Annotated in this window: 6 protein-coding genes and 2 pseudogenes; 3 read left to right on the top strand and 5 right to left on the bottom strand. The window is 67.8% G+C overall.

What is annotated here, in order from left to right:
- The 3 genes from EQG76_RS07145 to EQG76_RS07135 all read right to left on the bottom strand — a co-directional run.
- Positions 1–760, bottom strand: a 760-nt coding sequence (locus EQG76_RS07145; protein ID WP_159711919.1) for an ABC transporter transmembrane domain-containing protein, incomplete at its 3' end; no start/stop codon positions are given.
- 16 nt (positions 761–776) lie between these two features.
- Entirely contained in the window at positions 777–1,613 is an 837-nt protein-coding gene (locus EQG76_RS07140) for a phosphoenolpyruvate hydrolase family protein (protein ID WP_159711917.1), read from the bottom strand.
- An 11-nt stretch (positions 1,614–1,624) separates the two neighbouring features.
- Positions 1,625–2,821, bottom strand: coding sequence for a Tm-1-like ATP-binding domain-containing protein (locus EQG76_RS07135; RefSeq protein WP_159711915.1), 1,197 nt, complete (start codon positions 2,819–2,821; stop codon positions 1,625–1,627).
- Positions 2,822–3,416: 595 nt separating this feature from the next.
- On the opposite strand from EQG76_RS07135, the gene EQG76_RS07130 reads away from it, so the two are divergent.
- Complete coding sequence (locus EQG76_RS07130; protein ID WP_159711913.1) at positions 3,417–4,058, top strand: trimeric intracellular cation channel family protein; 642 nt, start codon at positions 3,417–3,419, stop codon at positions 4,056–4,058.
- A gap of 232 nt (positions 4,059–4,290) precedes the next feature.
- Here the strand turns inward: EQG76_RS07130 and EQG76_RS32075 are convergent.
- Positions 4,291–4,962: pseudogene (locus EQG76_RS32075) on the bottom strand (SDR family NAD(P)-dependent oxidoreductase).
- A 199-nt stretch (positions 4,963–5,161) separates the two neighbouring features.
- Between EQG76_RS32075 and EQG76_RS07120 the strand changes: the two are divergent.
- Both EQG76_RS07120 and EQG76_RS07115 read left to right on the top strand, forming a co-directional pair.
- On the top strand, positions 5,162–5,755 hold the full coding sequence (locus EQG76_RS07120; protein ID WP_159711911.1) for an ankyrin repeat domain-containing protein: 594 nt from the start codon (positions 5,162–5,164) through the stop codon (positions 5,753–5,755).
- 28 nt (positions 5,756–5,783) lie between these two features.
- Positions 5,784–6,260 carry a YHS domain-containing (seleno)protein gene (locus EQG76_RS07115; RefSeq protein ID WP_200840618.1) on the top strand — a complete coding sequence of 159 codons (477 nt, stop codon included), beginning with the start codon at positions 5,784–5,786 and terminating at the stop codon, positions 6,258–6,260.
- A 6-nt stretch (positions 6,261–6,266) separates the two neighbouring features.
- Here the strand turns inward: EQG76_RS07115 and EQG76_RS07110 are convergent.
- A pseudogene (locus EQG76_RS07110) lies at positions 6,267–6,822 on the bottom strand (adenylate/guanylate cyclase domain-containing protein); the annotation flags it as partial.

Here is a 6,822-nt window from a genome sequence, read left to right as displayed (position 1 = left end):
TCCGGTAGTAGCGCAGCCAGGCGAGGCTGCCCTGTTCCAGGGAGGCGCGGAGCTGGCCGACCACCCAGTCGCCGCGGCCGAACAGCTTCACCGTCTCGTGGTTGAGCAGCGCGTCGGTCGCCACGCCCATGGCGGCGGCATCGCCGGTGGAGGCCGCCAGGTGCTGCGCGCGCTGGCGGGCGAGGCCCCGGTAGAACACGAAGCCGTAGGCCAGCATGAAACCCAGCAGCACCAGCAGGATGGCGGGCGGGATGTCGACGGTGAGCAGGACGGCCAGCGTGGCGCCGACCTCCACCGCGAAGGGCAGCACCGAGTGGACCATCGCGTCCAGGATCCGCCGCCAGCCGAGCAGGCCGTCGGCGACCACCCGGTTGAGCTCACCGGTGCGACGGCCGAGATGGAAGGCGTGCGGCAGGTCCAGGACATGGGCATAGGTCTGCTGCGCCATGCTGCGCTCGACGAAGCGCATCACCCCGCCATAGAGGTAGAACATCGCATGGCGGGACGCGCGGGCGAGACCCAGCAGCAGGGCGTAGGTGGCGACCGCCAGCCCGGCGCCGGCCGCGTCCTGCGCGGTCAGGTCGTCGACCGCGCGGCCGAGCGCCAGGGGCGAGACCGCCTGCAGGCCGGCACCCAGCGACACCAGCACCACCACGAGCGCCACCTGCCAGCGCTGGCGCCGGCTGAGCAGCGCCCAGACCGCCCGCGCGGCGCCTGTCAGGCTCTTCCAGAACGGCTCGATCCGCTGCCCGCTATCCAATCGCCCTGCCCGCTGCCTATCCGCCGAAGGTGACCGCCTTGAACTTGCGGGTCTGCTCGGTCAGCGCCCGCTCGGTCGGCAGGCGCTCCATCGAGGAGGCGCCGTAGAAGCCGTTGCACTGCCGGCTCCGGGACAGAACGTATTGCGCGTCCTCCGGCTCCGAGATCGGGCCGCCATGGCAGAGCACGATCACGTCCTTGCGGACCCGGCGGGCGGCCTCGGCCCACTGGTCGATCAGGCCGGGCGTGTCCTCCAGCTTCACCGCGGTCTCGGCACCGATGGCGCCACCGGTGGTCAGCCCGAAATGGACCACGATGATGTCGGCGCCGGCCTCGGTCATCGCCACCGCCTCGTCCTCGTTGAACACATAGGGTGTGGTCAGCAGGTTCTGCTCATGCGCGGCGCGGATCAGGTCGACCTCGAGCCCGTAGCCCATGCCGGTCTCCTCCAGGTTTACCCGGATCCGCCCGTCGAACAGGCCCACGGTCGGGAAGTTCTGGATGCCGGAGAAGCCCAGATCCTTCAGGTCGCGCAGGAACTTGTCGCGGATCATGAACGGGTCGGTGCCGTTCACCCCGGCCAGCACCGGGGTGTGCTTCACCACCGGCAGCACCTCGCGCGCCATCTCGACCACGATGTCGTTGGCGTTGCCGTAGGCCATCATGCCGGCCAGCGAGCCGCGGCCAGCCATGCGGTAGCGGCCGGAATTGTAGATCACGATCAGGTCGATGCCCCCCGCCTCCTCGCACTTGGCGGACAGGCCGGTGCCGGCACCGCCGCCCACGATCGGGATCTTTCGGTCGATCAGCGCCCGGAAGCGCTCAAGCAGGGCGGCACGTTCGAAACGGGGCATGGCTGGCCTCTTCAGCGGACGATCTGGTGAAAGCTATCGACGAGGGCCGCGGCGAAGGCCGGGTCGTTGAGCGCATGGGGCAGCTCGATCAGCTGCCGGCCGGGCGCGTCCTGCCAGCCGGAGCGGATCGCCTGGAACAGGGCCTGATCGGCCTCCGGATCGTGGAATGGCATGCCCGGCACGTCGATCACCGACACGCCGCCCAGCGGCAGGAGGAAGCGGACCGGCCCGGTCATCCGGTTGATCTTTTCCACCAGCCAGGCGCCGATCCGGGCGTTCTCCTTGGGCGTGGTGCGCATCAGGGTCACAGTCGGGTTGTGGACATAGAGCTGGCGGCCGGCAAAGCGCTCCGGGACGCTGGCGCGCGGGCCGAAATTCACCATGTCGAGGGCACCCACGGAGCCGATCCAGGGCACGCCGGTCCGGATCACCGCGTCCAGCCGCTCCGGCCCAGCGCTGAGGATGCCGCCCACCAGCTCGTCGGCGATCTCGGTGGTGGTCACGTCCACCACCGCACGGACCAGGCCGCTGTCGACCAGCTTCTCCATGGCCTGGCCGCCCGTGCCGGTCGCATGGAACACCAGGCAGTCGAACCGGTCCTCCAGGGCCGCGGCCACCGCCTGCACGCAGGGCGTGGTCACCCCGAACATGGAGAGTGCCACCGCTGGCTTGTCGGCCACGTCCGGTGCCGGGACGCGGTGCCGCATCATGCCGGCCAGGGCATGGGCGGCGTTGCCCAGCACGGTGCGGCTGATCGAGTTGATCCCCTGCACGTCGGTGACCGCGTTCATCATGCAGATGTCGGAGGCGCCCACGTAAGGGCGCACGTCGCCGGAGCCCAGCGTGCTGACCAGGATCTTGGGCGTGCCCACCGGCAAGGCGCGCATCCCGGCCGACACGATCGTGGTGTTGCCCGAGCCGCCGGCGCCGATCACCCCACCCAGGTCGGTCCGGCCCTGCAGGAAGCGGGCGAAGGCCTCTGCCATGGCCGCCACCGCGCTGCCGCGGTCGCCGGTAAAGACTGCGCTTTCGCCGTCTGGATGGCAGGCCGCGACCTCACTGGCAGTGATGTCCGCGCCCTCGCCCGGCCGGGCCGTGCCGACATCGACCAGCACCGCCGGCACGCCCGCCGCCGCCAGCAGGTCGCGCAGATAGCAGAGCTCCGGGCCCTTGGTGTCGAGGGTCCCGGCCACATAGGCCTTGTTCACCGTCTGCCTCCCTGTTGCCGAACGACCAGATAGACCCGCCCATCGTCGCCGGAAAGCGGCATTCACGCGTTTGGCACTCACCTGGAAGTTGACAACGACCGGAACTCATGTTCGACTGAGGCCAGTTGGCAACCAAGAAAGGAGGTGATCCGATGTCGAGCGTTCGGGTGTCCGTTACTGCCGAGACGATGTCGGTCACGTTCTCTGTGAGCAACTGACGTCTTTCCAGTCTCGTCCGTAACAGGACACTGACGCAGTATCTCGGCAGGCCGCTTCCTTTTGGGGAGGCGGCCTGTTCGATTTTCCGGGGACTTTTTCGTTGTTTCGGTGCGCTCTGTCGGCCAGTGCGGCGAGGGTGCGTCGTCCATCCGGCAGTTCCGCGACGGAGGCTGCCTGGCATCGAGCTGATGCCCGCCCTTGCCGAAAGTGCGAACTCCCATGATCGTCCCGGGGATGCTGACCGCAGCGACCTCGTGTGCCGTCCAAGGAGGCCCGGGTGCCCGCAGAGCCGCAACGCCCGGCTGACCGGACGGAGGGAGAGGCACATCAGGATCCGTAAGCACGGCGTGTCCTGGCTCTAGCCGGAACCTCCCCGATGTACCCGTTCCTGCCTTCGGAATCCGTCCTGTTCGTCATCTACCTGGTCGCGATCACGGCCGAGGCGATGTCCGGCGCACTGGCGGCCGGGCGGCGCGACATGGACATCTTCGGCGTCGCTGTGATCGCCTTCGTCACGGCCCTGGGCGGCGGCACCATCCGAGACCTGACCTTCGGCCGGTTCCCCATCGGCTGGACCCAGCACCCCGAATACGTCTACCTGGTGATCTCCGCCGGGCTGCTGACCCCGGTGGTCGCGTCCTTCATGCACAATCTGAAGCGCCTCTTCCTGGTGCTCGACGCTATGGGCCTGATCGCGTTCTCGCTGATCGGCTGCAGCGTCGGGATGGCGATGGACTATCCGAGCGTGGTCGTCGTCATGTCCGGCATGATCACCGGCATCTGCGGCGGCATCCTGCGCGACGTGCTGTGCAACCAGGTGCCGGTGGTGTTCCAGCGTGAGCTCTATGCCAGCGTCTCGCTGGCCGTCTGCGTCCTGTTCCTTAGCCTGCATGCACTCGGCGTCGATACCGACCTGAACACCGCGATCAGCTTCACCTGTGGCCTGGCGCTGCGTCTGCTGGCGATCTGGGGTAAGTGGAGACTGCCGATCTTTTCCTACCAGGGCCGCTGGGACTAGGAGGTGCTTCTCCGGCACCTGCGGCCGGCCGGCTCTCCTGGCCAGATCGACCCGTCCGCCATGACGCGTTCGATGTCCATTGTTCCGCCTTCACTCGACTCGCCGCCGTCATAGTCTGGCTGAGCAGTTTCTACCGCATCACCTGATCGGGAACGGTAGGGCCTTCCAGGACGATCGGCGTGTCGCAGCTCCTTGCAAGTCATCTGGAGGCAACTGGGCCGGCGAAGAAGGATCAAAGGGCATGTCCGCCGGCAACCTGGACAACCTGACCGGTGATCCAGCGCGAGGCGTCGCTCAGGAGAAACAGCACGGCGGCCGCGATGTCTCCGGGGGTGCCGATGCGCCTCACGGAATGCTCGGGATCAGCCGTGCCGCCAACTCATCGTCGATCCAACCCGTCTGCACGGGCCCCGGGACGATGGCGTTGATCGTTATACCAGGGACCGAACTCGACAGCCGCTGCCCTCGTGACCGCCTCCAGTGCTGCCTTGCTCGAGCCGTAAAAGACCTGGCCCGGGAGCGCGCGGGCAGAGTCGGTACTGATATTGACGATCCGGCCGGACGCCTAGCCGCGCCCCGTCAGCTTCTGAAGAAAGAGGGACATGAGCAGAGTGGGGGCAGCGAGATTGACATCGTAGTGTCGTCGATACCGTGCCAATCCGCGTCAAGGGGCCGAGTCCGGCAACTCGCAGGCGGCCGCATTGTTGATGATCCCATCAAGCGGGCCGATCGACGCCTCCGCTTTGGTGATCAGTTCCCGGATCTCCGTTTCCTGCGAAAGGTCCGCCGGTACCGCGGACGCGTGAGCACCTGCTTGCCGAATCGCGGAGACCACGGCGGTGGCGGCAGCCGCGCCAAGTGCCAATGCGATTGCACGGCCGATGCCGGAGTTCGCGCCCGTCACGAGATGGCGACATTCAAGCGGCGGGATTTCGGTCGCGGCGCTACATGGTCCCTCCGCCCCTCCGCGATGAATTGCCGGAAACTAATGCGCGACTGATCTGCCGGATCATCGTGCTCGGAGGGCTGCTTCCGCCGTGAACACGGTCTTTCGAAACTAGCCTGTTCAAGGTAAACTGCCGAGATCAGCTGGAGAGACGCTAATGTTCTGGCGCGTCGTCATTTCCGTGATCGTTTCCGGCATGGCTTGGCCCGCTTTGGCCGGGGAGCTGCATGACGCGGCCACCCGTGGGGACGTGGCGGCGACCGTGCGCCTGCTAGAGGCAGGGGCCGAGGTCGACGCGCCCGGGGACAATGCGGAAACGCCGCTGATCCTGGCGGCACTGGCCGGCCAGACGGAGGTCGCGCGCGCATTGCTGGACCATGGCGCCGATCCGGTTGCCCGAAATGCCGGCGGTTTCACGGCACTGCACGCCGCGGCCTATGCGGGCAGCGTGCCGGTGACGACCCTGCTGCTCGAACGCGGGGCGCCGCGCGACGATGCGGCCAACAAGGCCGGGGTCACGCCGCTCATGGTGGCGGCACAAGAGGGTGCAGTCGATGTCGTCCGGCTGCTGATCGAGCGCGGGGCCCCGGTCGAGGCACCCGAGCGGGACGGCTACACGCCGCTCACCCATGCGCTCTGGCGCAGCCACGACCAGGTGGTGACGCTGCTCATGCAGCACGGTGCCGCCTGCCAGCCGGCGGATATCATGGGACAGGCGCCCTATCAGCAATGCCTCGAGGCACAGAAGTGACGGAGCGGGATCGATGTGGCGGACAAGGGTGAGGAGTGGGTGTGTCTTCGGCGCGGTCTCGGCCGGGTTCCTGGCCCTGGCGGGCGGTGCGCTGGCCGGAAGTGCGGTCAACACCGGCTATTTCGGCGGCGTCGCGATCATGGGCTACGATCCGGTCGCCTACTTCACCCAGGGGCGGCCGGTGAAGGGCTCGCCGGAGTTCTCCTATCGCTGGCTGGGCACGCCCTGGCACTTCGCCAGTGCAGAGCACCGGGACATGTTCATGGAGAACCCGGAGCGCTACGCGCCGCAATATGGCGGCTATTGCGTGGGCGAGATGGCCGCGGATGGGGTGACCGTCAGCATCGATCCGCAAGCCTGGCGGATCGTCGACGGCAAGCTGTACCTGAGCTACGACCAGGGCTTTGCCGACGAGTTCGCCGCCAATCCCGAGGAATACCTGTCCAAGGCCGAGGCCAACTGGCCGCAGGTCAAGGCGGAGCTCGAGCAGGAGTCCTATCGCTGAGGGCGCTCACTCGGCCTCGGTGAACCAGAGGACGCGGGATGCGTTGGCATAGACATAGTCCAGCCCGTCCTCCCGCGTCCCGGCGGGCAGCCGGTAGACCGGACCGCAGCACGCGCGGCCCATGAGCACGTTATCGCTCTTCTCGCAGAGCAGCCCGTTCTCCACATAGGAATGGCCGGTTAGGAACTGGCGCGGCGTTCGGTAGGCCATCCGGCCATTGGGGTCGATCTGCAGGATCGCCGGCTCGTTCTCGTCGGTCATGCCCTGCCAGGTCCGGCCCAGCGCCAGGGTGGAGATCTCCGCACCGGTGAGCTGGACGGCCTCGCCCGGCTCGAATCCGCTGGGCCATTGCGGCAGGCCGGCCAGGCGCAGCGCCTCCAGAATGGCTGCGAGGTCGGCGGGATTGCGGAAATTGTCGAGCACGATCCGGTAGAAGGCCAGGTTCAGCGCCGGGCTCATCTGGCGGGCCTCGGCCACCGCGGCGCGCCCTTCCTTCAGCCGGCCGGCGCGGGTGTAGGCGATGCCGAGCGCCAGGTGGAAGTCGTCGAGCTGGGCGGCCACG

The sequence above is a fragment of the Geminicoccus flavidas genome (assembly GCF_009806515.1).
In the GTDB taxonomy this organism is placed as follows: Bacteria; Pseudomonadota; Alphaproteobacteria; order Geminicoccales; family Geminicoccaceae; genus Geminicoccus; species Geminicoccus flavidus.
Note: the sequence above shows the minus strand (reverse complement) of the source record. Positions and strands in the feature narration are given on the sequence as shown.

Excerpts from the sequence above, each read along its gene's own strand:
- EQG76_RS07140 (WP_159711917.1), bottom strand. The coding sequence starts at position 1,613 with ATGCCCCGTTTCGAACGTGCCGCCCTGCTTGAGCGCTTCCGGGCGCTG.
- EQG76_RS07130 (WP_159711913.1), top strand. The coding sequence starts at position 3,417 with ATGTACCCGTTCCTGCCTTCGGAATCCGTCCTGTTCGTCATCTACCTG.
- EQG76_RS07120 (WP_159711911.1), top strand. The coding sequence starts at position 5,162 with ATGTTCTGGCGCGTCGTCATTTCCGTGATCGTTTCCGGCATGGCTTGG.